The sequence below is a fragment of the Stenotrophomonas chelatiphaga genome (genome assembly GCF_001431535.1).
In the GTDB taxonomy this organism is placed as follows: domain Bacteria; phylum Pseudomonadota; class Gammaproteobacteria; order Xanthomonadales; family Xanthomonadaceae; genus Stenotrophomonas; species Stenotrophomonas chelatiphaga.
In genome coordinates, this window is record NZ_LDJK01000097.1 from 1 (window position 1) to 581 (window position 581).

The 581-nt window shown below is 62.0% G+C and carries 1 protein-coding gene; it reads right to left on the reverse strand.

Annotated features, from left to right (window positions below; all coding sequences use genetic code 11):
- Positions 1-581 (reverse strand): cytochrome b (locus tag ABB28_RS16615; protein ID WP_161809880.1); only part of this gene is annotated, 581 nt, incomplete at both ends.

Below are 581 nucleotides of genomic sequence, written 5' to 3' on the forward strand. Positions count from 1 at the left end.
CAGCACCACCAGCAGCAGCAGGACCAGCGGCAGCGCGATCACGTGCAGGGCGAAGAAGCGGTTGAGCGTGGCGTCACTGGGCAGGTAGTCGCCCATGATCCATTCGGTCAGCCCGTTGCCGATCACCGGGATCGCACCGAACAGGGAAATGATCACCTTCGCGCCCCAGAACGACATCTGGCCCCACGGCAGCACGTAGCCCATGAAGGCTTCGGCCATCAGCACCAGGTAGATCAGCATGCCGAGGATCCACACCAGTTCGCGTGGCTTCTGGTAACTGCCGTACAGCAGCCCGCGGAACATGTGCAGGTAGACCACGATGAAGAACAGCGAGGCCCCGGTGGAGTGCATGTAGCGGATCAGCCAGCCCCACTCCACGTCGCGCATGATGTATTCGACCGAGGCGAAGGCTTCGGCCGCGCTGGTCTTGTAGTGCATCGTCAGGAAGATGCCGGTGACGATCTGGTTGACCAGGATCAGCATCGCCAGCGAGCCGAAGTAGTACCAGATGTTGAAGTTCTTCGGCGCGTAGTACTCGCTGACATGCTTGCGGTACACCGGCATCAGCCCCGGCGCGCGCG